Raw genomic sequence first — 25,446 nt, 5'->3', positions numbered from 1 at the left:
GTCCATTGCTTTATTTAATGGTTCGATAGGTTAAAAAATAATAACACGCCACGGCAGCAAAGGTGCAGGCTGCCATTGTGTAAAGCATTGGTGCGGCGGTATCCATTTTCATTAACGCAACCAAAGAGCCCACTGTCGCCCCTAAAACAAAACGCACGCTGCCAGCAATGGAATTTGCCGTGCCTGCCATGCTTGGGAATTTTTCTAAAATAGATGCCATCGCATTAGAAGAAATCAAGGAATTTTGCCCAACGAAGAAAGCAACGCCAATGGCCATACTCCAAAATCCGAAGTCGAAAAGTGCGGTCAAAACTAGCCAAATTCCCGCAATAAATTGAACGGTTAAGCCCAGTTGCAACATTCGTTCCGAACCCACTTTATGCACTAAGCGACCATTTAACACAGAACCCAAGGTCATAATGCCAATATTCAACATAAAGAAATAACCAAAATGCTCAGGGGCAATGCCGTATAAACCGATATACACAATCGAACCCGAAGTGATAAAAGCAAACAGTCCACCAAAGCCAAAACCAGAAGAAAACATATAGCCAAGCACTTCTTTTTGTTTCCATAAACTGGCGAAATTGCGCCCAATGGTCGTCAAGCGCAACGGAATGCGATTTTCTGCTTTATGGGTTTCAGGAATAGTGAAATAGAATAAAAATAGACTAAAAACGCCCATCACGCCGATCACATAAAAAATCGCGTGCCAATGCCAATATTTTACAATCTGCCCACCGATAATCGGTGCCACCAATGGTGCGATCATAAAGACTAAGGTAATCATAGACATCATGCGCGATAATTCATTTTTATCGAACAAATCTCGCAATAATGCGCCCACGAGTACCACTGGCGCAGAGCCAAAGAAGCCTTGCACAAAGCGAAGTGCGGTGAAATTTTCGATAGAATTAATATGGGTTAGGGTAAATGACACCACCGCGCCAACCGTAACACCAAGTAAAATGATCGGTTTACGTCCATAGCTGTCGCCCACAGGGCCCCAAAATAACTGTCCTGCCGCCATACCAAAAGTAAAAAAGGTTAAAGTGAATTGCACCTGTTCTGGGCTCACGGCAAGATCTTGCGCAATATTCAAAAATGAGGGCAAATACATATCCACCCCTAAAGGCGGCAACATAGAAAGAATGCCCAGAGTGAGCACAAAAATCGCGCTCGCTTTATATTCTGTTTTTATTGCAACGTTATTACTCATAGAAAACTCTCAATTTCCGCTTGCGTCAGTGGGCGGTATTCGCCTTCTTGCAGTTGCTCATCTAACACCACGCCACCAATGCGCCAACGATGTAATCCCACCACTTTATTGCCTAAAGCGGCAAACATGCGTTTTACTTGATGATAACGCCCTTCGCTGATCGTGAGATTGACGTTGTAATCATCAATAATTTCAAGGCTAGCAGATTTGGTAGGGTCTTTCTCGCCACGTAATAAAATCCCTTGCTCGCAAGCGGTTTGATAATGGCTTTCAACAGGATCCGCTAAGGTCACTAAATAGGTTTTCTCGCAATGATGTTTAGGCGAAGTGACACGGTGCGACCATTGTCCATCATCGGTCAATAAAATTAACCCCGTGGTATCTACATCTAAACGCCCCGCCGAATGCAGTTTGCCTGCTAATGGATAATCAAAGAATTGGTACACCGTTGGATAATCGCCATCATCGTGCGAACACACATAGCCTTGCGGTTTATACAACATAAAATATTGGGGGCCATCTAGCCATTGTAATGGCTCGCCTTCGAATAAAATTTCATCTTCAGCAGATACTTTAACTGAGCCTGATTTTTCAATTTTACCGTTAATTTCCACCGCACCTTGGCGCAATATTTTTGTGGCTTGGGAACGGGTAAGCCCTGTTTGTTCGGCTAAAAATTTATCTAAACGCATAATTTTCTCAATGGGAAAAACATATCGCCATTCTACCCTATTTCTGCCTATTGCCCCAAATAAATCCCAAACTCGCCCAGACCCGCCCAAACTTAGTGCGGTCAAATTTCTTGCTAGTTTGTAAATTTTTTGTGAAATAAAATCGAAGGGAAGATTTTTTTCTTGATTTTTAGGCGTATAATGCCTGAGATTTAGATAAAAAATAGTCATATCCACTCACAGATAAAAAGGAAGAAATATGTCAGATTTACGTCAAGCTGCCTTAGATTTCCACGAATTTCCAAAACCAGGAAAAATTGAAGTCACCCCAACCAAATCTCTTGCCACCCAACGCGATCTCGCCTTAGCTTATTCACCGGGCGTGGCAGAGCCTTGTCTTGCTATTCAAGCGGATCCTGCTGCTGCCTATCGCTATACCGCTCGCGGCAATTTAGTCGCTGTTATTTCAAATGGTTCAGCGGTGCTTGGCTTAGGAAATATCGGTGCATTGGCAGGCAAACCTGTTATGGAAGGAAAAGGCGTTTTATTCAAAAAATTTGCTGGCGTTGATGTGTTTGACATTGAAATTGACGAAAAAGATCCTGAAAAATTTGTTGAAATTGTCGCCGCACTTGAATCAACTTTTGGTGGCATTAACTTAGAAGATATTAAAGCGCCTGAATGTTTTTATATCGAACAAAAACTACGCGAACGCATGAATATTCCCGTATTCCATGATGACCAACACGGTACGGCAATCATTAGTTCAGCGGCAGTGTTAAATGGCTTACGCATCATCGGTAAAAAAATTGATGAAGTGAAATTAGTGGCTTCGGGTGCGGGTGCAGCATCTATCGCTTGTTTAAACCTATTGGTCTCTTTGGGAATGAAAGCTGAAAACATCACCGTGTGCGACTCGAAAGGTGTCATTTACCAAGGCCGTGATCAGAACATGGACGAAACCAAAAAACTCTATGCGCAGAAAGACACAGGCGCTCGTTCATTGGCAGATGTGATTCCTGATGCCGATATCTTCTTAGGCTGTTCTGCTGCTGGCGCACTCACACAAGAAATGGTGCGCAGCATGGGCCCAAATCCATTAATTCTCGCCTTAGCCAATCCAAACCCAGAAATTACACCACCAGAAGCAAAAGCGGTACGCCCTGATGCCATTGTGTGTACAGGTCGTTCAGACTTCCCAAATCAAGTGAATAATGTGCTTTGTTTCCCATTCATTTTTCGTGGTGCGTTAGATGTTGGCGCAACTACAATCAATGAAGAAATGAAAATGGCAGCCGTGCATGCTATCGCTGATCTTGCCTTAGAAGAGCAAAATGAAGTTGTTACTTCAGCTTATGGCGGCGGTGAAGTGTCATTTGGCCCAGAATACATCATTCCAAAACCATTTGATCCGCGTTTAATTGTGCGCATTGCGCCAGCGGTAGCAAAAGCCGCAATGGAAAGTGGCGTGGCAACTCGTCCAATTACAGATTGGAACGCTTATATCGAGAAACTAACACAATTTGTTTATAAAACTAGCTTGTTTATGAAACCCGTGTTTGACCAAGCTAAACTCAACAAAAAACGCGTTTTATTAACCGATGGCGAAGAATCTCGCGTACTTTATGCGACACAAGAAATTGTCACTCAAGGCATTGCTTTCCCTGTGTTAGTGGGCCGTGTGGATATGATCGAGCAACAAATCAGAAAATTAGGTTTGAAACTCGAAAACGGCAAAGATTTTGAGATCATTAACACCGATAATGAAAAAATCTACAACGAATGTTGGTCGCTTTATCACAGTAAACAAAAACGCCACGGCGTGACCGAAGCAATGGCAAAACGCCGTATGTTAACCAACTCTATTGCGATTGGTTCCGCCTTATTAGAATTAGGCTATGCTGATGCAATGGTTGGTGGTATCGTGGGCACGTTCGCCGCAAACTTAGCGATTGTGAAAGAAGTGATTGGCGTGCAAGATAATGTCAAAGTGCCTGCCACAGTAAACGGTTTAGTGATGCCAAGTGGCAACCTGTTCATTACAGATACCTATGTAAACCAAGATCCAAGTGCAGAAGAATTAGCGGAAATCACCTTAATGGCAGCGCAAGAAGTACGCCGTTTTGGGATTGAGCCTCAAGTGGCGCTGGTTTCGCACTCTAACTACGGCACATTCAACACGCCAAGTGCGATCAAAATGCGCCAAGTTTTAGAATTAGTTCGCGCCCAAAATCCAAGTCTTGCGATTGACGGTGAAATGCACGTAGATACCGCATTATTGCCAAAAGTGCGTGAAGAATTAATGCCTGACAGCCCATTGAAAGGCGTGGCTAATTTATTGGTAATGCCAAATATGGAAGCGGCGCGCATTAGCTTGAACTTGCTACAAGGCACAGCGCAGCCAATCACCATTGGGCCTATCTTAATGGGAATGAATAAACCTGCGCATATTATTACTTCCGCTGCATCCGTTCGCCGTATTATTAATATGGTTGCACTCGCTGCTGTGAAAGCGCAAGGTTAATTCACATTATTAACAATAAAAACAAAAGGTGGGTTTTAAAGCCCACCTTTTTTATTGCCGTTATTATCACTATTTCGATTTTAAATAAGCCAATACCACATCGGCGTGTTCACTGGTTTTAAATTTATCGAAAACCTGCTCCACAACGCCTGTTTCATCAATTAAAAAACTCACTCGATGAATGCCGTCATACACTTTGCCCATAAATTTTTTCTCACCCCAAATGCCAAATTGTTCGGCGACTTGATGATCTTCATCAGACAACAAGGTGAAATTTAACGCTTTCTTCTCTTCAAAATTCGCTAATTTTTTAGGGGAATCAGGACTAATCCCGAGTATTACCGTATTCAATGCTTCAAACTCAGCTTTGACATCTCGCAGCCCGCAAGCCTGTGTGGTACAACCCGGCGTAAGCGCTTTAGGATAAAAATAAACTAAGACTTTTTGACCTTTAAAATCCGTAAGCGAAACAGGATTGCCTTGTTGGTTTAATAAAGTAAAGTGCGGTGCATTTTCACCAATTTTTAATGGATTAATCATAAAAAGTTCCTATCACATTGTTATTTTTTCGTAGAAAGCACAAAAAAGTGCTTGCAAAACCCCGATATTTTAGCAATCCTTAGAGCTAATTCATATTAATAATTCTGTGAGGTTTTTATGTCTGCAAATACACCATTATTTTACGGCAGTATCACCGCCATGATTACACCAATGGATATCCATGGTGAAGTTGATTATGACGAACTCAAAAAATTAGTGGAATTCCACGTTGCTTCAGGCACCAATGCTATCGTTGCGGTGGGAACAACCGGTGAATCAGCAACCTTAAGCATTGATGAAAATGTGAAGGTGATCTTAAAAACCGTTGAATTTGCAGCGGGTAGAATCCCCGTTATCGCAGGCACAGGCGCCAACGCCACCAGCGAAGCCATTACAATGACAAAACAATTACAAGGTAGTGGCGTAGCAGGTTGTCTCAGCGTTGTTCCATACTACAATAAACCAACTCAAGAAGGAATGTATCAACATTTCAAAGCTATTGCTGAATGTACTGATCTTCCGCAAATTCTTTATAACGTTCCCGGTCGTACGGGTTCTGATATGAAACCTGAAACCGTGGGGCGTTTAGCCAAAATTCCAAATATTGTAGGGATCAAAGAAGCCACGGGCGATGTAAGCCGCGTGAAAGCTATTAAAGAATGTGCGGGCGAAGATTTCATTTTCTTAAGTGGCGATGATGCAACAGGTTTAGAAAGTATGAAATTAGGCGGTCAAGGTGTAATTTCTGTCACCAATAACTTAGCGGCTGCAGATATGGCAAAAATGTGTAAATTCGCCCTTGAAGGCAACTTTGCTGAAGCCGAAAAAATCAATGAACGCTTAAATGCTTTGCACCATGATTTATTCATTGAAGGCAATCCAATTCCAGTGAAATGGGCGGCGTATAAATTAGGATTAATTAAAGCGCCTGTGTTGCGTTTGCCACTCACCACTCTGAGTGAGCAATCACAGCCCAAAGTATTAGAAGCATTGAAAATTGCCGGCTTGATCTAATGCATTTTTAATCGCTGATTCTCCTTGATGAAGTCCACGCCAATGCGTGGACTTTGTTATTGTTATGCGTTAAACTTTCTGCAATATTTCTTGTCAGATTAGACGCTCCATAAGGATATTAAGGAAAATTTTATGAAAAAATTGGTACTTGCTGTTACGGCGCTAGCAACGCTTGCTGCTTGTTCTAGCCCAGAAAGCCGCCGTTTAGCCAATGATAGCTACTCTAAACACGCCGCAGACACAATCAAATTCGCCACACTAGACACCGCAGGTTTAACCATTATTGGTGCAGAAAACACCTATCAATTGCCAACAGAAAATGTCAAAAAAGGCGAGGCAATGGATATTCGTCCGCCATCAAAACCAATGGCAATTATTCAAAATTCAGTGGCTCAATTTGATGGTAACCGCGCTTCAATCGTTTATCCCGCAGAGCGTCAATCTATTTACAACATTCAACAAGTTCAGCGTTTATTAACAGAAAAAGGCATTGCTTTCAAAGCTAATGGAAACCAAGTGCAAACTGAATGGACGCACTCTGATCGCCATGATGATGCAGGCAATGTTCAAGTTCGTTACATTATTGAAGAACTGGGCAATCAGCAAGCCAATGCCTTAGTGGTTGCAGTTTCTGATATGAAACGTGATGACATCGTCACCACGCCAACCACCAAAGAAAAAGAATTATATGCGTCAGATTTATTAAATCAATTGGTTGGCGAGCTCAATACTGCTTATCGCACACAGCAACAACAAACCGCGTTGCCAACTAACACGGGGCCAATCCAAGCGGCAATTATTAATGACGTTAATAATCAAACTGCGCTTGCAATGACTTCAAACTTCAATCAGTCTTGGACAAAATTAGGCAATGTCTTACCTGAATTAGGTTTTGAGATTACCGAAGAAACCGTAGGGCGCGGCTATCGTTCGTTGAAATACAAAGCGTTAGATGCGACTAGCTGGGCGCGTTTTGGCACCACTCAGCCTGAATTAGAAGATGGGGAATATAGCATGCAATTAAGTGCCTATGGCAACCAAAGTGCAGTGGTTATTTCCAATAAAGACAAAGAAGCCCTTTCTGGTGAGTCAGCGACAGCGGTTTATCAAGCCTTAATGAATTTAATCACCAAATAATTCGCTCATCATAAAAATAACTCATCAGCGAAATTTCTCATCATAAAAAGCTCGTCATCACGAGCTTTTTTTCTAGAAATTCAAATAGAAATCTTGCGTCAACTGCCTAAATTCAGCGGTGTATTGATTATGTTCATCATAAATCACCAATTCAGTATGCTCACATTCTTGCTTTTCGCGAGCAAAGCTGAGCAGTATTCGCTGTGGAGCCTTCCCTAATTTTGTCACCACATCACAACGGCGAATGCAAAAAAGTGCGGTCAAATTTAGCAAATTTTCGCCTTGTGCAAAAGGCAGCACAAAATGTATTGTGCCATTTGGGGCTAAACATTGTTCAGCGTGAAGCAACCAATCTAAATGGCTAAGCAATGCGGTATAACGCGCAGTGTTTCGTGCATCAGAAATACAATCGACCCCTTGCGGAAAATAAGGCGGGTTTGCCACAATCACATCAAAAAGTTGGCCATTTTGACCGCACTTTTTAGCAAATAACGCAATATCCTGTTGCACAATTTGCACTCGTTCAGCCCAAGGGGAATTTTTCACATTTTCACAGGCTTGCTGAGCGGCATCGGGATCGATCTCAACGCCAACAATCTGAGTGTTCAAGGTTCGCTGCGCCAGCATCAACGCAATCAGCCCTGAGCCAGTACCTAAATCCAAGCAAGATGACGCTTGGCTCACATCTGCCCAAGCGCCGAGCAGAATGCCATCAGTGCCAACTTTCATTGCGCAGCGATCATGATTGATATGAAATTGTTTAAAACTAAAGCCTTGAGATTTCGCCATAATATTCCTAAAAGTGCGGTCAATTTTTCATAAATTTATGGCGTTATTGGCATCGCTCTGCTTGGCTTGCTTTTTCTGTTCACGGCGCATTTTGAAAAAATTTGTTAATTTTTGACCGCACTTTTCCGCCAACACGCCCGCCGTTACTTCAAGAAAATGATTCATTTTATAATCATCAAAGAAATGAAAACGAGACCCCACTGCGCCAGTTTTGTAATCATAAGCGCCAAACACTAAACGTTTAATTCGGCTATGCAAAATCGCACCAGCACACATGGTGCAAGGTTCAAGGGTGACATAAAGGGTACAATTTAGCAGGCGGTAATTGCCGATTTTGCGTGCGCCATTACGCAGGGCAACAATTTCGGCGTGGGCGGTGGGATCATTGTTCACAATAGATAAATTCCAGCCCTTGCCAATGATTTCCCCATTTTCGTCCACCAGCACTGCGCCCACAGGGATTTCGCCAAGGGATTGGGCTTTATCCGCCAATGTTAGCGCGTGCTCCATCATGCGTTCATCAAAAATAGGGTCTAATTGCATTTCTTGTTAATCTAAAAATCAGGTTTCAATGATGAAAAATTCTTTGTCGCTCTTCGCTTTATTTCTGAATAATTCTTTTAATTTGCTTAAAAAAATGCATAAGCCCATTGCGTTCAAGCAAGATAAATTAGAATTTTAAAAAAGTTTGCGTAAAAAGAAATTCTGTTCAGCAGCAAAAATATTGACGTTTAATTAATGGCTTTCTCACTTCAAGAGCAAGAAAGCCGCAAATTATACTGAAAATGGATATTTAATCGGTGGGTGGCATTCATAGCCCACCACGTTAAAATCGTCCATTGTTACCCAAGTTTCGAGGTCTTCCAGCGTTTTAATATCTGGGTTAATTTCGAGTTTTGGTGAAGGGAAAGGCTCACGTTTTAACTGCACATCGCGCATTAGTTCAAGCTGATCTTCATAAATATGCGCATTCACGATTTTGTGATATGCCGTGCCCGCTTTTTTACCCGTGATTTGAGCCATTAAGGCAAGGAACGTAAACACTTGAATTTGGTTGAAATTCAAGCCCAACGGCACATCACATGAACGCTGATAGCTGGTTAAATAAAGAGTATCGCCAAGCAGGGAAAAGGTGTGATTGTACATACAAGGACGTAAACAGCCTAAATCAAATTCGCCGGGGTTTAAAAATGTTAGGATTTCGCCGCGGTCATCAATGCCACGGGTTAGATCATTTACAATTTTACGCAATTGATCCACGGTTTCGCCATTCGGCTTGCGCCACGCGCGCCCTTGCACACCGTACACACGCCCCATATCATCCGTGCCTTTGCGCGCAGGATTGTTTAACCAAACCTGATTTTCATTGGCATTGGCATCCCACGTTTTTGTGCCTAATTGGCGGAAATCAGCGGCATTGTCATAACCACGAATATAGCCTAAAAATTCAGCAATAGCCGCTTTCCAATAGCTTTTACGCGTTGTGATGATTGGAAACTGATTGTTCGCCACATCGTAGGTTAAATCGGCATTAATGACGGTTAGGCAGCGTTTACCTGTACGCTCATTCTCCACCCAAGTGCCTTGATCTACAATTCGCTGGCATAAATCTAAATATTGGCGCATACGATAAACTCCCTAAAATTCCCTATTTTTTGACCGCACTTTGGCGTGAATAAGCCCAAAGCATAATGGCAAGACCACCAATAATCATTGGTAACGATAGCATTTGTCCGCGTGTAATTAAATCTGTTGCCGTATTCACATTATGGTCAATTTCGCGCACATATTCGATCAAGAAACGGAATACACCATAGCCAAATAAGAACAAGCCCGAAACCGCCCCCATAGGGCGTGTTTTACGAATAAACAGATTCAAAATAATGAATAAGAGCACACCTTCTAGCAACATTTCATAAAGTTGCGATGGGTGCAAGGGAACAGAACCCGTGTAGCCATAAGGGTACATTGCCCAAGGCACGGCGTTCAAATTCTCAACTGGGCGCCCCCATAATTCGTTGTTAATAAAATTGCCTAAACGCCCTAAACCTAAACCAAAGGGCACCAATGGCGCAATCAGATCAGCGGTTTGCCAGAAACTGCGTTTTTGGCGGTAAGAGGTCCATAGCATCGCCACAATTACCCCTATTAATCCGCCATGGAATGACATTCCCCCTTCCCAAATGCGGAACAGGTAAAGCGGATCTTGCACAAAACGGTCGAAGCTATAAAAGAACACATCGCCGATACGTCCGCCAAGAATGACTCCAGCAAAACAGTTATATAAAAGGCTATCGAATTGCTCTGTTGTCCACACTCCATTGGACGCGTTAGCTCGGCGTGAACCTAGCCAATAGGCAAAGCCAAAGCCTAGCAAATACATCACACCATACCAATGGAGGCTAATCGGTCCAAGGCTAAAAACAACGGGATCAATATAGGGTAAATGAATGAAATCGGTCATAGCTTTCCTAATTAGAAAATCATTTTAATGGCAATTAATAATAAAAAGACCGCAAAGGCTTTTTTCAATTGTGCCACAGGCAAACGAGAAGCCAAAATCACGCCAAATTTTGTGGTGAAAACAGAAGTTAATGTAATCCCCAATACGGCTGGCAGAAAAACATAACCTAATGAAAATGCGGGTATTTCTGCATTATGCCAACCACTCACGATATAACTCAAACAACCTGAAGCCGCCAGTAACATACCACAAAATGAAGACGAACCAATGGCTTGTCTCATTTCATAGCCACGCGCATTCAAAAATGGCACAATAAAGCTGCCGCCGCCAATGCCCGCACCACTTGATGCAATGCCAATTAAGGTGCCGCCAACAATCGCTGATTTGTTGGTGAAGGGTTTATTTCCTGTTTTAGCGCGCACGGAAAGAATCATTTTAATGGAGAGATACACCACTAACACGGCAAAAATTTTACTTGCCCATTCTTTTGGTAAATGGCTTACAAAGAAACTCGAAATATAGGTTGCCGCCATCACCACTGGGGCGAATAATTTCAGCGATGACCAATCAATGTTACCCGCTTTATAATGGTTATAAGCCGAAGCGCCGCCCGTAATAATAATAGTGGCAAAAGATGTGCCCAATGCCACCGCCATTAATAAAGAGTCTGGCACGCCCGCCATAGGCAATAAATACACCAAAATTGGCACGATGATTAAGCCACCACCAATGCCAAATAAACCTGCCAATACACCGACTAAACAGCCCACTAATAGACAGATTAAAAATAACGTCATCATTTGTATTTTTTTCCTTTTTTCTTTTTACCCTGAGGTTGATATTTATGGTAATAAGGTGTTCTTTTTGCGACAGTGCGCTGCTCTATTAGTTCGGTGAACGCGTCTTCATTACGCGTAGAATCGAAGAGAAATTGTGAAAATTCTTTCATAGCGCGACGATACACATCACGTTTAAAGGAAACCACTTGGCGCACGGGATACCAAAAACTCACCCAACGCCAGCCATCAAATTCAGGTGATTTCGTGCGGTTCATATCAATATCTTGTTCATCACAAGTTAATTCCAATAAAAACCAACGCTGTTTCTGACCGATGCAGATAGGCTTGCTGTCATAACGCAGCAAACGTTTTGGCAATTTGTAACGTAGCCACAGCTTGGAAGCATAAAGGATTTTCACATCCTTTTTGGTCAAGCCCACTTCCTCAAACAGTTCTCGATACATCGCCTGCTCGGGAGATTCACCATCGTTGATGCCCCCTTGCGGAAATTGCCAAGAATTTTGCCCGTACCTTTTTGCCCACAGCACTTGCCCTTTGCGATTGCAAATAACAATGCCAACATTAGGACGGTAGCCATCGAAATCGATCACTATCGTTCACCTTTATTATTTAGATCTAAATTTGTAACGGTGAATTATGGCACAGCGTGGGATTTTCGCAATACTCTATCTCAATTTTCCCTCTGATACGCCCTAAAAAGTGCGGTCATTTTTTCGTAAGTTTTTTCGCATTGTGGATAATTCTGTGCACAACTTGGCGATAAGCCTAGAATGAAAAAATAAATTTTGTTGCGCAACCAAAAATAGCAACGGATCTTTTCATCCAAAAATTATCTGACTAAATTTTCAACGGCAAAAATCTTGACAAATTTGACCGCACTTTTCCTTGTGCAAAATTAAATCTAAACCCACCGTTATCTCTAATTTTATCCACAGAAGTTTTATAGATTTGGCTAAATTTGTCATCAGATTGTGAGTTATTCCACTTTTTTGTGGATAAATTTGTGGTTGAATCTCCGCAAAGCAAGAATAAAAAATAAAACCAAAACCGCGAATTCAGCATTTCTTTTTTATTATCAATATGTTAAATCATTAATAAAGTACGGTGAAAATAGCGCGAGTTTTAAGGTAATAAAACTGATTAAATTTTAAACAGAAAATAGTCATTCCCAATTTCTTTTTAAATGGAAATATCTTATCTAAAAACAGTCGCAAACGATTACGTAAGTTTGTATAATAGCCTCAATTTTCAAACTCAAAAGGAAACAACCGTGAGCAAAGCATCATTAAGTTATAAAGACGCTGGCGTAGATATTAATGCTGGTAATGAATTAGTCGAGCGCATTAAACCCCATGTTAAACGCACCACTCGCCCAGAAGTGATTGGTGGTTTAGGCGGTTTTGGCGCATTGTGTGCGTTACCGAGCAAATATAAAGAGCCCGTTTTGGTTTCTGGCACGGACGGAGTGGGCACCAAATTGCGCCTTGCCATTGATTTGAAAAAACACGACACCATCGGCATTGACTTGGTGGCGATGTGTGTGAATGACTTAGTGGTGCAAGGGGCTGAACCTTTATTTTTCTTAGATTATTATGCCACGGGCAAACTAGATGTTGACGTTGCCTCTGATGTGGTGAAAGGCATTGCAGAAGGCTGCGTTCAATCAGGTTGTGCTTTAGTTGGCGGCGAAACCGCAGAAATGCCGGGAATGTACCACGCAGGCGACTACGATTTAGCGGGTTTCTGCGTTGGCGTTGTTGAAAAATCAAAAATCTTAGACGGTTCAAAAGTGGTCGCAGGCGACGCATTGATTGCGTTAGCCTCTAGTGGCCCACATTCAAACGGTTATTCATTGGTGCGTAAAGTCATTGATGTAGCAGGCGTTAATCCAGCCACAGAGCAATTAGCGGGCAAACCACTGAGTGAGCAAGTGCTTGCACCAACAAAAATCTATGTAAAATCGGTGTTAGCATTAATCGAACAAGTTGATGTGCATGCTATCGCCCACTTAACTGGCGGCGGTTTTTGGGAAAATATTCCCCGCGTGTTGCCAGATAACGTGAAAGCCGTTATTAACGAGAAAAGCTGGGAATGGCAGCCTGTATTCAAATGGTTGCAAGAAAAAGGCAATATCGACACCTATGAAATGTACCACACCTTTAACTGCGGCGTTGGTATGGTGATTGCCGTGCCACAAGCCGAAGTGGAAAAAGCACTCAAGGTATTGAAAGCAGCGGGCGAAGACGCTTGGTTAATCGGTCAAATTGAACCTTTAGCCGCTGGCGAAAAACAAGTGATTATTGGTTAATCATCATCTCTCTAAATCAAGCCCAATCAATGGATTGGGCTTTCGAGTTTTTAATATGAAAAAAATTGTTGTTCTTATCTCTGGCAATGGCGCCAATTTACAAGCGATCATCGATGCTTGCCAAGCGGGCGATATTCAAGCGGAAATTGTATCTGTCATCAGTAATAACGCCAATGCCTACGGGCTCACTCGAGCGAAAACAGCGAAAATTCCGACCGCACTTTTTGAGCGCAAAAGTTACGCTAATAATGTAGAAATGGACGAAGCTATTGCCGCGCATATTGAGCAGCTTGGCGCCGATCTCATTGTTTTGGCTGGCTATATGAAAATACTCAGCTCCGCATTCACGGCGCATTTTAGCGGCAAAATCTTAAATATTCATCCCTCTTTGTTGCCCAAATACAAAGGGCTGAATACCTATCAACAGGCATTAGATGCGGGCGAAACGGAACACGGCACCAGCGTGCATTTTGTCAACGCAGAACTCGACAGCGGCGCAGTCATACTGCAAGCGAAAGTGCCGATTTTCCCAGAAGATGAAATTAGCGATATTGAACAGCGCGTCAAAGCCCAAGAAATTCAGATTTATCCGCTGGTAATCAAATGGTTTATTGATGGGCGTTTAACCGAAATGAACGGCAAAGCCTATTTAGATGGCAAATTATTGCCCCCAAACGGCTATGCTGCCGAATAATTTTCTAAAGTGCGGTCAAATTTGCTGAAATTTTTGTTATAGTAACGCAAATTTTTGTCACCTAATGTAGGAGATGCATTGAATGGAAAAAATCATCATTGATGAAGCTCAATTTATGCGCACAATCTCGCGGATTTCTCACGAGATCATTGAAAAACACGAAACGCTCAATGATATTGTTATTGTTGGAATCAAGCGCCGTGGTGCGGAAATTGCTGAGCTGATTAAGCGTAAAATCAGTGATCTGACAGGCTCACAATTACCGTCCATTGATTTGGATATTACCTTCTATCGTGATGATTTAGAATACGCAGAACCCAATAGCCAATCGCCTGTATATAATGGCTCTAGCGATTATATTAGCGTGCAAGGCAAAACGGTGATTTTGGTGGACGATGTGTTATTCACGGGGCGCACAATTCGCGCCGCCTTAGACGCATTAGTTGATTTTGGGCGCGCGTCAAAAGTCGAACTGGTGATTTTTGTCGATCGTGGACACCGAGAATTGCCAATTCGTGCCGATTATGTGGGGAAAAATGTGCCAACTAGCCGTGCCGAAAAAGTGCAAGTGCGCACAATGAAATTTGACAGCTGCTATGAAGTGGCACTTATCTCGTAATAATGGGAACTTTTTTAATCTAATCCGTTCTAAATCCTGTAATTTTTAAGCGTTAAATGGAAATAAAAATGAAATTAAAACAACTGAAAAATATGTTATTTGTTGCAATGGGTTTACTCGCATTCGCAACGAATGTACACGCCGTGGAACAAGTGGTCGCCACAGTCGATGGCAATCCAATTTTAGAAAGCCAAGTCAGACGTGCGTTAGGCAAAAAAGCCAATACGGAAGCCAATCGCCGCGTTGCATTAGATAGCATCATTGATGATTTTCTCGTGCAAAAAGCCATTAAAGAATCTGGGGTGAAAGTGAACCCTGCGCAAGTGGATCAAATTGTGCATAATATCGCTACTCAAAATGGTTTGACCTATGGGCAACTTTTGGATGCGTTGGATTATCAAGGTATCAGCCTTGCCCAATTTAGAGCCAATATCGCTAACCAAATTATGATGGCGGAAGTGCGTAATCGTAGCATTGGTAAAAATATTAATGTGACACGCGAACAAGTGGAAGAGCTCAGCCAAAAAATGTTGCAACAGGCTAAAAGCAGCGGCAACGGAAAACCAGTCACTGCCACACAATATAAAGTCAGCCATATTTTATTGAAGTTAAATCCATTACTTAATGATACACAGGCTAAAGCCAAATTAGCACAAGTGCGCGCTGATATTCAATCGGGTAAAATTACCTTTGCTGAAGCTGCGAAAGATTATTCAAAAGATTTTCTTTCTGGGGCAAACGGCGGAGATTTAGGTTTTGCCTTCCCTGAAAATTATGTGCCAGAATTTGCGCAAATGGTGAGAACAACCAAACAAGGAACAATTTCCGCGCCATTTAAAACCGAATTCGGTTGGCATATTTTAGAAGTGACCGATACGCGTCAAGGCGATGTTACCGAAGCCGCCTATCGTCAAAAAGCCTATGAACAGTTAGTCCATCAGCAACTTCAAGAAGATGCGAAAGATTGGGTCAAAGCCCTACGCAAAGGGGCAGATATTAAAGTGCTAACTAACTAATCTATTTCTCAGTGGGCGTTTTCGCCCACTCTTTTTTATTGTTATATCGTTATTATGAGTAATTCCAAAAAACACCTAGGATACACTGCCCGCAAACGTTTTGGGCAAAACTTCTTGCATGATGACAACGTCATTCAAGGCATTGTTGCCGCGATTTATCCGCAAAAAGGGCAATATCTTATTGAAATTGGTCCTGGTCTTGGTGCATTAACCGAGCCTGTCGCCGATCAGCTAGACCGCCTTACCGTTGTCGAACTTGACCGCGATCTAGCCGAGCGTTTACGCCACCACCCATTCTTACACCAAAAACTTAATGTCATCGAAACCGATGCGATGCAATTTGATTTTGGTCAGTTATATGAAGATGAAAAACTGGCAGAGCAAGGGCAGAAATTGCGCGTATTTGGCAATTTGCCTTATAACATTTCCACCCCTTTGATTTTTCATCTGCTGAAATTCCACGATAAAATTCAAGATATGCACTTTATGTTGCAAAAAGAAGTGGTGAAACGTTTATGCGCCGCCCCGAATAGCAAAGCATACGGTCGTTTAACCATTATGACCCAATATTTTTGCCAAGTGATGCCCGTTCTTGAAGTGCCACCGACCGCTTTCAAACCCGCGCCAAAAGTCGATTCTGCGGTTGTACGTTTGATTCCACATCAAGAATTGCCACACCCAGCCAAGGATCTTTATTGGCTCAATCGTGTGACCAGCCAAGCCTTTAACCAACGCCGTAAAACATTACGCAATGCGTTATCCACATTATTTTCTGCGGAAAATCTCACTGCACTTGGCGTGGATTTGAATGCCCGCGCGGAAAATTTAACCATCGCAGATTATGTGCGTCTGGCAAATTGGCTATGCGACAATCCGCCCGCCGATGACACAAAAGATGAAATCATCGAAGACATCGCATAATATCTTGCAGCAGGGATTTTCCCTGCTCTTTTTATGAATAAAATTAGGAATCTTGAATGTCCACTTACTTTGTTGGCGATCTACACGGCTGTTTTGACGAGCTACAACTATTACTCGAGCGTGTGGCTTTTAATCCCAAACAAGACAAGCTCTATCTCACAGGCGATCTGATTGCCCGTGGTGATAAATCATTAGAATGTTTACGTTTTATCAAAAATTTGGGCAGTGCTGCGCAAACCGTGTTAGGCAATCATGATTTGCATTTGCTCTCTTGCGCTTATGGCATTAAAAAAGTCAAAACTCGCGATAATTTGACCGCACTTTTTGCCGCCCCAGACTTTGGTGAACTGGTGGAATGGTTACGCCACCAGCCTTTATTCGTGCACGATCCGCAATTAGGCTTTAGCCTTGCTCACGCAGGCATTTCGCCAGATTGGGATATTGCCACCGCACAACATTGCGCGCGAGAAGTGGAACAGATTTTGCAGCAAGGCGATTTTAAAGCCTTGCTCAGCCAAATGTATGACAGCCAGCCAGACCACTGGTCGCCTGAATTGCGTGGCATTGAACGTTTGCGTTACAGCATTAATGTTTTCACCCGTATGCGTTTTTGCTATGCGGATCATCGCCTCGATTTCGATTGTAAATCGCCCGTTGAACAGGCACCGCCTGAGCTTCACCCTTGGTTTGCGCTTAACAATCCACTTTTCAGCACAGAGAATATTCTCTTTGGGCATTGGGCAAGCCTTGTGGATTATCCAACGCCGAGCAATATTTACGCCCTTGATACGGGCTGCGCTTGGGGCAATCGTATGACCTTGCTGCGTTGGGAAGACAAACAAATATTCAGCCAAAGTGCGGTCAAAAAATCGGAAATTTCTTATGATTAACAACCAAACTTGCGATCTTTTCAAGATTCCCTATTTCCAATTTTCTCAAATGAAAAAATATTGCCCTGAGGAAATTCCCAACATCAAGGCCAATTACAAACGCGAGTGGAATAATTGGAAAGAAACGATTTTACAGGTATCGCGCCAACTTGGTTCCCCTTTTGCCGAGCCGCATATCGAAAAATGGTGCAATGGCTGGCAGGTGCGAGCGCATTTTTTTGCCTATTTTGAGTATGAATTTAACCGCAATTCTGCAGCGATTTTATCCGTGATTTTGAATCGCCGCCGTCTGCAAATTTGCCTAGATTGGCATTGTTATCGTGCCGACCGTTCGCAAATTAATCTTCAACAATATAATCAATGGCTTGATAATTTCGATTTTGCACGCTTTGCCGATTTCGAGCTATGGCGTGGCGATGAGAGCGAATACAATGATTTTCTCCCCGTTAAGCAACATTCAGCCGCTGATCTGTTGTTGCGTTCCGATGAAGATTTTTGGTGCATTGGTAAAAATAAAGAAAAAGCCGAGTTAGATCAGTGCAATGTGGTGCAATTTATTACGGATACTATTCGTGAATTGTTGCCTTTGTATGAAAAATGCCATCGCTAACGCAATAAATCCCCAAAGTGCGGTTAAAATTTGGAAAATTTTCCTGTATGATACGCGCACTTATCCTGCTTGCAGCTCTGAGTGTAAATATGACAAGTTTTGTTTATTTAACGCAAAGGATTTTCCATGAAAAAACTCATTTTAGCCACCGCACTTTTTGTGGCGATGTCTTCACAGGCTCAAACACTGCCTAATCCCAATACAACAACCCATACTTACGAATTCACTCAACACTATGATTTGCAAGTGCCAAAAGGTTCTTCTGGGGAAACTAAATTATGGGTGCCGTTGCCCTTTAATAACGATTATCAAACCGTCAAATCCATAGAATTTGTCGGCAATTATAAACAGGCTTACATTACAGAAAATAACCGTTATGGTGCGAGCACTTTATTTGCCACTTGGGAACCTGATGCGCAAAAACGTGATTTAGAAGTCAAATTGGTAGTCGAAACCAAAGATCGCGAGCCAATGAAACAGGGCTTATTGAAAGATTACCAAGCCCCGGGAAAAATTGAATATGGTATTGATGTTCAGCCCTATTTGAAACCGACAGCGCACATTAAAACCGATGGCATTGTGAAAAAATATGCGGATCAAATCGTTGGCAATGAAACCAATCCATTGAAAAAAGCGCAATTGATTCATCAATGGATCGTCAACAATATGGAACGTGATAATTCTGTATTAGGCTGTGGCGATGGCGATGTAGAAAAAATCTTAACCACTGGCGTATTAAAAGGAAAATGCACAGACATTAATTCCGTATTCGTTGCCTTAGCCCGTGCCGCCAATATTCCCGCGCGTGAAGTGTTCGGCATTCGTTTAGGACAAGCCGTGAAAATGGGGGAATATTCAAAAACCGCATTTGGCGGTGCAAAAGATAAAGTTGCGAACGAAAATAGCGACCAACATTGCCGTGCTGAATTCTATCTTGCGGGTTTTGGCTGGGTGCCGGTAGATTCTGCTGATGTAGCAAAATATCGTTTAGCCGAGAATAAAGCCGTAGATGACAAAGCCACTCAAGCGGTTTCGCAATATTTATTCGGCAATTGGGAAGCAAACTGGATGGGCTTTAACCATGCCCGTGATTTCACGCTGTTCCCAGCACCTGAACTTGCGCCAATCAACAATTTCGGCTATCCCTACGCAGAAGTGGGCGGCGATCCATTAAATTCATTTGATGCCAAAGAGTTTGGTTATGAGTTCATTTCAAAAGAACTCTAATGCCCGCTTTTGGACAATGTGCACCACAGCAGTTGCCGCTGCGGTGGCGTCCACCTTGTGTTGTATCGCGCCCCTGTTCTATCTTTTATTCGGTATTTCCAGTTCGTGGCTTGTCAGCTTAAACGAATATTCATTTTTACAAATACCGATGTTAATCATATCGCTAGGCGCGTTCGGCTATGGATTTTGGTTGCTCAACTTTTCCAATAAAATTATTTGCAGCAAATATTTCTCGCGCAAAACATTGCAAATTTTGTATTGGATTATGGCGATAGTGATTGGCTTTTTCTTAACTTATCCCTATGTGCTACCCTATATTTTGGAGCTGATAGAATGAAAAAAATTTTCGTTTTTTTGACCGCACTTTTCACATCAATGGCAAGCCTTGCCGCTGAACGCAACCTGACATTACACATTGAAGAAATGAACTGCCAACTGTGCGTTTATTTAGTCAATAAACAGCTTCGCAATATTGATGGTGTGATATCAACCAAAGCCAATTTCAATGACCGCTCAGTGAAAGTGATCGCAGAGGAAAAAGTGGCGGACGAACAGTTAATCGCCGCGATTGATAAACTGCATTATCATGCCACTGTGCTATACTAAAACGCGAACGCAGCTGATGCGATAATCGTCTTACCGTTTCAATCATGAATAGAGAATGCATATATTTTTGGTTTTGGTTATTTAAAGGGAAAAACTATGAAAAAATTATTCGCTTTTTTTAGCACAGGGCTTGCAGTATTACTATTAAGTGGTTGCACTGCATTGCTTTGGGAAATGAGCCCCATCGTTAAGACCCATGATAGAGAGCGTGATGATGGCATTGATACCTTAATCGCTTTTGGGCGCACGCAAGCAGATAAAGCTCCACTCCAAAAAGGACAAGTGGTGATGATGGGCGAACGTTATTGGTATGTGGTGGATAGAGATATTTCTGATTATCTACTCCCTATATTAACCATCAACTTGCCACAACCCTACACACTTACCAATAATAAAGGCAAAAGGTTGACCGAACTACCTGTCACGCGTCAGGAAAATAATCGATTTGAAAGCAATCTATGTTTGAATTATACACCCCAAAATGCTACCGAAACGGCTCAATTAACTTCACGCAAATTTGAGTTAGAAAAATTAAACAAAAGTGGTATTTATAGTCGTTGCATTACCGTAAAAGGAATGATTTATAGCAAACCAACAGGAACACAAGCTGATTACCACTTCCAAACACGCGTGCCAATTAAATTAACATTTAATGTCAAAACAACTGAGCTGAATGCAGAGGCTATCTCCGCGAATATAATGCTGACGCCGTTGACTTTAGCAATCGATCTTATATGGATACCACTATATATGATTGACTCTGCTATAAATACGAGAAGTAATTAGACAGAGCAATCTTAATTTTAGGCTCACTAATCAACTAAAAAAACCGCTAATTTCTTAGCGGTTTTATCTTTTTGTGAATGAACATTCACGTTATATTTTCACTTTTAAGCTGCACAGAAATGGTGAATCATTTTCGTTAATAGCTCTCGAGTAGGGGCGATAAATTCTGTTGATAGAAATTCATCGGGTTGATGAGCTTGTTCAATTGAACCGGGCCCTAGCACTAAGGTTGGGCAGAGTTGCTGGATATAAGGTGCTTCGGTGCAGAAATTCACTAGTTCACATTTTTCACCCAATAATTTTTCCACCACTTGCACCACTTGCGCGCTATGCTCGCATTCATAACCAGGCGTTGGTTCGTGCAAACTTCGGATGGTTAAGCGATCACCATATTGTTCAAACATGGGGGCTAATTTTTGTTGTAGCATTTCATCTAAATCTTCCAAGCACATATTCGGCAATGGGCGAATATCAAAATGCAATTCGCAACAACCACAAATGCGATTAACAGCATCGCCGCCGTGAATAGCCCCGAGATTCATCGTAGGGTATGGAATCGCAAACCCTGCATGATGATATTTTTCTTTTAATTCATTGCGCATTTGCAGCAAATAGCCTGTCGCTTCATGCATTAATTCAATGGCATTAATGCCTTTTGCAGGGTCACTTGAATGCCCCGACTTTCCGATAATCTGCAACGCTTTGCCGATGTGTCCTTTATGCGCGCGGATTGGGCGCAATTCTGTTGGTTCGCCAATAATCGCGCAATCGGGGCGAATATGTGCGTGCTGAATAAAAGTGCGGGTGCCGAGCATAGTGGTTTCTTCATCTGCCGTGGCAAGGATACGCAGCGGTTTAGTCAGTTTTGTTAAATCAATTTGTTGTAGGGCGTCCAATACAAAGGCAAAAAAACCTTTCATATCTGCCGTGCCTAAACCATAAAACTTGCCATTTTTTTCGGTGAGTTTGAAAGGATCAAATGTCCAACGCCCCGCATCAAATGGCACGGTGTCCGTATGCCCTGCCAATAACAAGCCGCCCTCGCCTTCGCCATAGGTCGCCAGTAAATTATATTTATCGTTGCTGCCTTCCACCGCGAGAATTTCAGTGTTAAACCCCAAATCCTGCAACCAAGTGGCTAATAATTCAATTAAAGTGCGGTTAGAAATATCATTATTTTTGTCAATATCGCTAATGGTTGGAATGGCGATAAGTTGGGAATACATATCAATGAATGGGGGAAGTTTTTTCATAGGGTTCACCAGCAAATAAAGGTTGATTTTTACATATTTATGCAGAATAATAGCATAACTAATCACTAAAGTGAGTTTTATTATTATACAGGATTGATTATGGCACAAAAAGCAATCGTTATCGGTGCGAGCGGATACACAGGCGCCGAATTAGCAAGAATTCTCTCTCATCATCCCGAATTTGAATTAACAGGCTTATATGTTTCTAGCCAAAGTGCGGACGCAAATAAGCCAATTTCTGCACTCTATCCCCAACTGCGTTCCATTTGTGATTTGCCATTGCAACCATTGCCTGAAGATTTAACCGCGATTGCTCAAAATGCCGATCTCGCCTTTTTCGGCACAGCCCACGAAGTGAGCCATAATCTCGCCCCAATTTTTCTAAAAAATCAATGTAAAGTGTTCGATCTTTCGGGGGCATATCGTGTCAATAGTGCGGAATTTTACACCCAATATTATGGATTTACCCACCAATTTCCTGAATTATTAAACCGCGCGGTTTACGGTTTGGCTGAATGGAATCACAAACAACTTGCCGACGCAGATTTAGTGGCTGTGGCTGGCTGTTATCCAACGGTTTCCCAATTAAGTTTAAAACCGCTTATTGAAAATAATCTGTTAGATCTCAATCAGTTGCCGATCATAAATGCCGTGAGCGGTGTGAGCGGCGCAGGGCGCAAAGCCAGTTTAACCAGTTCATTTTGTGAAGTTAGCCTCAATGCTTATGGCGTGTTTAATCATCGCCATCAACCAGAAATTTCAACCCATTTGGGCGCGGAAGTGATTTTCACCCCGCACTTAGGCAATTTTAAACGCGGTATTCTGGCAACCATTACAGCAAAATTGAATGCGGGCGTAACAGAACAGCAAATCAAGGCGGCTTATCAGCAATATTATGCAAATCGTCCGCTCGTGCGGGTCTATGAAAATGGCTTGCCGTCCATTAAAGCCGTAGAGTTTACGCCATATTGCGATATTGGTTTTGCTACAAAAAATGGACACATTATTATTGTTGGTGCAGAAGACAATCTACTCAAAGGCGCTGCCGCACAAGCCGTGCAATGTGCCAATATTCGCTATGGTTATAACGAAACATTAGGATTGATTTAATATGAGACCATTAGTCATTAAACTCGGCGGCGTGCTATTAGATACGCCAGAAGCCATGACCAACTTGCTCACAGCCCTTGGCGATTATTTTAAAAATGGCAATCGCCCACTGGTGATTGTTCATGGCGGTGGGGTTGTCGTTGATCATTTACTCAAACGCCTAAATTTACCCGTGCAGAAAAAAAACGGTTTGCGCGTTACGCCAAGCGATCAAATTGATATTATCACGGGCGCATTGGCTGGAATTGCCAACAAAACGCTCGTGGCGCAAGCGGCAAAATTCAAATTAAACCCTGTGGGTTTAAGCCTTGCCGATGGCAATATGACGGTAGCGAAAGCCTTTGATCCCGAATTAGGGCACGTTGCCAATGCACAACCTTACAAAGCAGATTTATTAGATTGCTTGCTTTCCAATGCGTTTTTACCGATCATCAGCTCTATTGCAGTGGACGAAAACGGCTTGCTGATGAATGTTAATGCCGACCAAGCTGCCACTGCCATTGCCGCTTTAATTGATGGTGATTTGGTGATGCTGTCTGATGTAAACGGTGTTTTAGACGCGAACAAACAGCTGATTTCTACCCTCAATTCCGCCCAAATTCAGCAATTAATTGAAGACAATGTGATTACAGACGGTATGATCGTGAAAGTCAATGCTGCCTTGGATGCCGCAAAAATTTTAGGGCGAGGCGTGGATATTGCTAACTGGAAATACCCTGAAAAATTGACCGCACTTTTTGCAGGCGAAATCATCGGCACCAGAATTGAACCTTAAAATAAAATCTTAATTTCAACAAAAGATCGACACCATTCCGTCAATGGTTCAACAAGATCAGCAACTGACGGAATAATAAAAAGGAAAATTATATGGCATTATGGGGCGGTCGCTTCACACAAGCGGCAGATAAACGTTTTAAAGATTTCAACGATTCACTACGTTTTGACTATCGTTTGGCGAAACAAGATATTGAAGGCTCAATCGGCTGGTCAAAAGCCTTGGTTAGCGTGAATGTATTAACTCGCGATGAACAACAACAACTCGAGCGCGCTTTAAATGAATTATTGATCGAAGTGCGGTCAAATCCGCAAGCAATTTTACAAGATGACGCGGAAGACATTCACAGCTGGGTGGAATCAAAACTGATTGATAAAGTGGGCAATTTGGGTAAAAAATTGCACACGGGGCGTTCGCGCAATGATCAGGTGGCGCTCGATATCAAAATGTGGTGTAAAGCACAAGTGCTTGAATTGCAACGCAGTGTGCGTGCATTACAAGCGAAATTGGTAGAAACCGCAGAAAATACTCAAGATGCGGTAATGCCGGGCTATACCCATTTGCAGCGAGCGCAGCCAATTTCCTTTGCCCATTGGTGTATGGCTTATGTGGAAATGTTAGAGCGCGATCACAGCCGCTTGGCGGACGCTTACCATCGTATGAATAGTTGCCCATTAGGCAGTGGTGCTTTGGCTGGCACCGCATATCCTGTGGATCGCGAACAGCTGGCGAAAGATCTAAACTTTGCCTACGCCACACGCAATAGTTTAGACAGCGTATCAGACCGCGACCATATCATTGAATTGCTTTCAACCGCTTCGCTCAGCATGGCGCATCTTTCCCGTTTTGCTGAAGATATGATTATCTTCAACAGTGGCGAAGCCGATTTTGTGGAATTATCTGATCGTGTTACTTCTGGGTCATCATTAATGCCACAGAAAAAAAATCCAGATGCTTGCGAATTAATTCGCGGCAAAGCAGGACGCGTCATTGGTTCATTAATGGGCATGCTGACCACAGTAAAAGGCTTGCCACTTGCCTACAACAAAGATATGCAAGAAGACAAAGAAGGAATTTTTGATGCTTTAGACACTTGGCATGATTGTTTGACGATGGCGGCATTTGTCTTAGAAGACATTAAAGTGAATGTGGAACGCACTCGTGAAGCCGCATTGAAAGGCTATTCAAACGCTACCGAATTGGCTGATTATTTAGTGGCGAAAGGCGTGCCATTCCGCGATTCTCACCATATTGTGGGTGAAACGGTGGTGTATGCGATTAGCGTTCATAAAGGCTTGGAAGATTTATCCGTTGAAGAATTCCGCCAATTCAGCGATGTGGTTTCTGATGACGTGTATGAAATCTTGTCGCTACAATCTTGTTTAGATAAACGTTGCGCCAAAGGCGGGGTTTCGCCAGTGCGTGTCGCAGAAGCCATTGCTGAAGCCAAAGCACGCATTCACGCATAAAATA

27 protein-coding genes are annotated in these 25,446 nt (G+C 42.6%); 17 read left to right on the top strand and 10 right to left on the bottom strand.

Annotated features, from left to right (window positions below):
* Positions 1–10: 10 nt before the first annotated feature.
* Together C8D76_RS01975 and rsuA are read right to left on the bottom strand one after the other, a co-directional pair.
* Complete coding sequence (locus tag C8D76_RS01975; protein WP_116631157.1) at positions 11–1,219, bottom strand: Bcr/CflA family multidrug efflux MFS transporter; 1,209 nt, start codon at positions 1,217–1,219, stop codon at positions 11–13.
* Positions 1,216–1,911 carry a 16S rRNA pseudouridine(516) synthase RsuA gene (gene rsuA / locus C8D76_RS01970; RefSeq protein WP_116631156.1) on the bottom strand — a complete coding sequence of 232 codons (696 nt, stop codon included), beginning with the start codon at positions 1,909–1,911 and terminating at the stop codon, positions 1,216–1,218. Before rsuA ends, C8D76_RS01975 begins: the two co-directional genes overlap by 4 nt.
* Positions 1,912–2,149: 238 nt before the next feature.
* On the opposite strand from rsuA, the gene C8D76_RS01965 reads away from it, so the two are divergent.
* A complete protein-coding gene (locus tag C8D76_RS01965; protein ID WP_116631155.1) occupies positions 2,150–4,414 on the top strand; it encodes an NADP-dependent malic enzyme in 2,265 nt (754 codons plus the stop codon).
* 69 nt (positions 4,415–4,483) lie between these two features.
* On the opposite strand, the gene bcp is transcribed toward C8D76_RS01965, so the two are convergent.
* Complete coding sequence (bcp, locus tag C8D76_RS01960) at positions 4,484–4,951, bottom strand: thioredoxin-dependent thiol peroxidase (RefSeq protein WP_116631304.1); 468 nt, start codon at positions 4,949–4,951, stop codon at positions 4,484–4,486.
* A 120-nt stretch (positions 4,952–5,071) separates the two neighbouring features.
* On the opposite strand from bcp, the gene dapA reads away from it, so the two are divergent.
* The gene (dapA, locus tag C8D76_RS01955) at positions 5,072–5,968 is read left to right on the top strand and encodes a 4-hydroxy-tetrahydrodipicolinate synthase (protein WP_116631154.1); all 897 of its coding nucleotides are present in this window, start codon (positions 5,072–5,074) and stop codon (positions 5,966–5,968) included.
* Positions 5,969–6,100: 132 nt separating this feature from the next.
* Positions 6,101–7,105 (top strand): outer membrane protein assembly factor BamC, encoded by a 1,005-nt coding sequence (bamC, locus tag C8D76_RS01950; RefSeq protein ID WP_116631153.1) that lies wholly within the window; start codon positions 6,101–6,103, stop codon positions 7,103–7,105.
* A 72-nt stretch (positions 7,106–7,177) separates the two neighbouring features.
* On the opposite strand, the gene C8D76_RS01945 is transcribed toward bamC, so the two are convergent.
* The 6 genes from C8D76_RS01945 to rppH form a co-directional block, all read right to left on the bottom strand.
* Complete coding sequence (locus tag C8D76_RS01945) at positions 7,178–7,894, bottom strand: tRNA1(Val) (adenine(37)-N6)-methyltransferase (RefSeq protein WP_116631152.1); 717 nt, start codon at positions 7,892–7,894, stop codon at positions 7,178–7,180.
* A 27-nt stretch (positions 7,895–7,921) separates the two neighbouring features.
* A complete protein-coding gene (gene tadA / locus C8D76_RS01940; protein ID WP_116631151.1) occupies positions 7,922–8,437 on the bottom strand; it encodes a tRNA adenosine(34) deaminase TadA in 516 nt (171 codons plus the stop codon).
* A gap of 231 nt (positions 8,438–8,668) precedes the next feature.
* A complete protein-coding gene (locus C8D76_RS01935; RefSeq protein ID WP_116631150.1) occupies positions 8,669–9,520 on the bottom strand; it encodes a thymidylate synthase in 852 nt (283 codons plus the stop codon).
* A 22-nt stretch (positions 9,521–9,542) separates the two neighbouring features.
* Entirely contained in the window at positions 9,543–10,358 is an 816-nt protein-coding gene (lgt, locus tag C8D76_RS01930; RefSeq protein ID WP_116631149.1) for a prolipoprotein diacylglyceryl transferase, read from the bottom strand.
* A gap of 11 nt (positions 10,359–10,369) precedes the next feature.
* On the bottom strand, positions 10,370–11,158 hold the full coding sequence (locus tag C8D76_RS01925) for a sulfite exporter TauE/SafE family protein (RefSeq protein ID WP_116631148.1): 789 nt from the start codon (positions 11,156–11,158) through the stop codon (positions 10,370–10,372).
* Entirely contained in the window at positions 11,155–11,748 is a 594-nt protein-coding gene (gene rppH / locus C8D76_RS01920; protein WP_116631147.1) for an RNA pyrophosphohydrolase, read from the bottom strand. Before rppH ends, C8D76_RS01925 begins: the two co-directional genes overlap by 4 nt.
* A 680-nt stretch (positions 11,749–12,428) precedes the next feature.
* On the opposite strand from rppH, the gene purM reads away from it, so the two are divergent.
* The 11 genes from purM (at position 12,429) to C8D76_RS01865 (ending at position 20,835) form a co-directional block, all read left to right on the top strand.
* Positions 12,429–13,466, top strand: a complete 1,038-nt coding sequence (purM, locus tag C8D76_RS01915; RefSeq protein WP_116631146.1) for a phosphoribosylformylglycinamidine cyclo-ligase — start codon at positions 12,429–12,431, stop codon at positions 13,464–13,466.
* 55 nt (positions 13,467–13,521) lie between these two features.
* Complete coding sequence (gene purN, locus C8D76_RS01910; protein WP_116631145.1) at positions 13,522–14,160, top strand: phosphoribosylglycinamide formyltransferase; 639 nt, start codon at positions 13,522–13,524, stop codon at positions 14,158–14,160.
* An 82-nt stretch (positions 14,161–14,242) separates the two neighbouring features.
* Positions 14,243–14,779 (top strand): bifunctional pyr operon transcriptional regulator/uracil phosphoribosyltransferase PyrR, encoded by a 537-nt coding sequence (gene pyrR, locus C8D76_RS01905; RefSeq protein ID WP_116631144.1) that lies wholly within the window; start codon positions 14,243–14,245, stop codon positions 14,777–14,779.
* Between the two features lie 68 nt (positions 14,780–14,847).
* Entirely contained in the window at positions 14,848–15,795 is a 948-nt protein-coding gene (locus tag C8D76_RS01900) for a peptidylprolyl isomerase (protein WP_116631143.1), read from the top strand.
* Positions 15,796–15,849: 54 nt separating this feature from the next.
* Positions 15,850–16,716: a 16S rRNA (adenine(1518)-N(6)/adenine(1519)-N(6))-dimethyltransferase RsmA gene (rsmA, locus tag C8D76_RS01895; RefSeq protein WP_116631142.1), complete on the top strand. Its 867-nt coding sequence runs from the start codon at positions 15,850–15,852 to the stop codon at positions 16,714–16,716.
* A 56-nt stretch (positions 16,717–16,772) separates the two neighbouring features.
* Complete coding sequence (gene apaH, locus C8D76_RS01890; RefSeq protein WP_116631141.1) at positions 16,773–17,606, top strand: bis(5'-nucleosyl)-tetraphosphatase (symmetrical) ApaH; 834 nt, start codon at positions 16,773–16,775, stop codon at positions 17,604–17,606.
* Entirely contained in the window at positions 17,599–18,216 is a 618-nt protein-coding gene (locus C8D76_RS01885; RefSeq protein ID WP_116631140.1) for an HI_0552 family protein, read from the top strand. The genes apaH and C8D76_RS01885 overlap by 8 nt, the downstream gene beginning before the upstream one ends.
* A gap of 126 nt (positions 18,217–18,342) precedes the next feature.
* The gene (locus C8D76_RS01880) at positions 18,343–19,443 is read left to right on the top strand and encodes a transglutaminase-like domain-containing protein (RefSeq protein ID WP_116631139.1); all 1,101 of its coding nucleotides are present in this window, start codon (positions 18,343–18,345) and stop codon (positions 19,441–19,443) included.
* Positions 19,418–19,780, top strand: coding sequence for a mercuric transporter MerT family protein (locus tag C8D76_RS01875; protein WP_116631138.1), 363 nt, complete (start codon positions 19,418–19,420; stop codon positions 19,778–19,780). The genes C8D76_RS01880 and C8D76_RS01875 overlap by 26 nt, the downstream gene beginning before the upstream one ends.
* Positions 19,777–20,049 carry a heavy-metal-associated domain-containing protein gene (locus C8D76_RS01870; protein ID WP_116631137.1) on the top strand — a complete coding sequence of 91 codons (273 nt, stop codon included), beginning with the start codon at positions 19,777–19,779 and terminating at the stop codon, positions 20,047–20,049. The genes C8D76_RS01875 and C8D76_RS01870 overlap by 4 nt, the downstream gene beginning before the upstream one ends.
* Positions 20,050–20,145: 96 nt before the next feature.
* A complete protein-coding gene (locus C8D76_RS01865) occupies positions 20,146–20,835 on the top strand; it encodes a hypothetical protein (protein ID WP_116631136.1) in 690 nt (229 codons plus the stop codon).
* 104 nt (positions 20,836–20,939) lie between these two features.
* Here the strand turns inward: C8D76_RS01865 and argE are convergent, their stop codons facing one another.
* Positions 20,940–22,088, bottom strand: coding sequence for an acetylornithine deacetylase (argE, locus tag C8D76_RS01860; RefSeq protein WP_116631135.1), 1,149 nt, complete (start codon positions 22,086–22,088; stop codon positions 20,940–20,942).
* Between the two features lie 99 nt (positions 22,089–22,187).
* Here argE and argC point away from each other — a divergent pair, with 99 nt between their 5' ends.
* The 3 genes from argC (at position 22,188) to argH (ending at position 25,442) form a co-directional block, all read left to right on the top strand.
* On the top strand, positions 22,188–23,198 hold the full coding sequence (gene argC / locus C8D76_RS01855) for an N-acetyl-gamma-glutamyl-phosphate reductase (RefSeq protein ID WP_116631134.1): 1,011 nt from the start codon (positions 22,188–22,190) through the stop codon (positions 23,196–23,198).
* 1 nt (position 23,199) lies between these two features.
* On the top strand, positions 23,200–23,973 hold the full coding sequence (argB, locus tag C8D76_RS01850; protein ID WP_116631133.1) for an acetylglutamate kinase: 774 nt from the start codon (positions 23,200–23,202) through the stop codon (positions 23,971–23,973).
* Positions 23,974–24,065: 92 nt separating this feature from the next.
* Positions 24,066–25,442, top strand: coding sequence for an argininosuccinate lyase (gene argH, locus C8D76_RS01845; RefSeq protein WP_116631132.1), 1,377 nt, complete (start codon positions 24,066–24,068; stop codon positions 25,440–25,442).
* The last annotated feature ends 4 nt before the right edge of the window (positions 25,443–25,446 follow it).

It is taken from the genome of Alitibacter langaaensis DSM 22999, assembly GCF_003096995.1.
GTDB lineage: Bacteria > Pseudomonadota > Gammaproteobacteria > Enterobacterales > Pasteurellaceae > Exercitatus > Exercitatus langaaensis.
The sequence above is the reverse complement of the archived record's forward strand: the minus strand, read 5'-3'. Positions and strand labels throughout refer to the sequence as shown.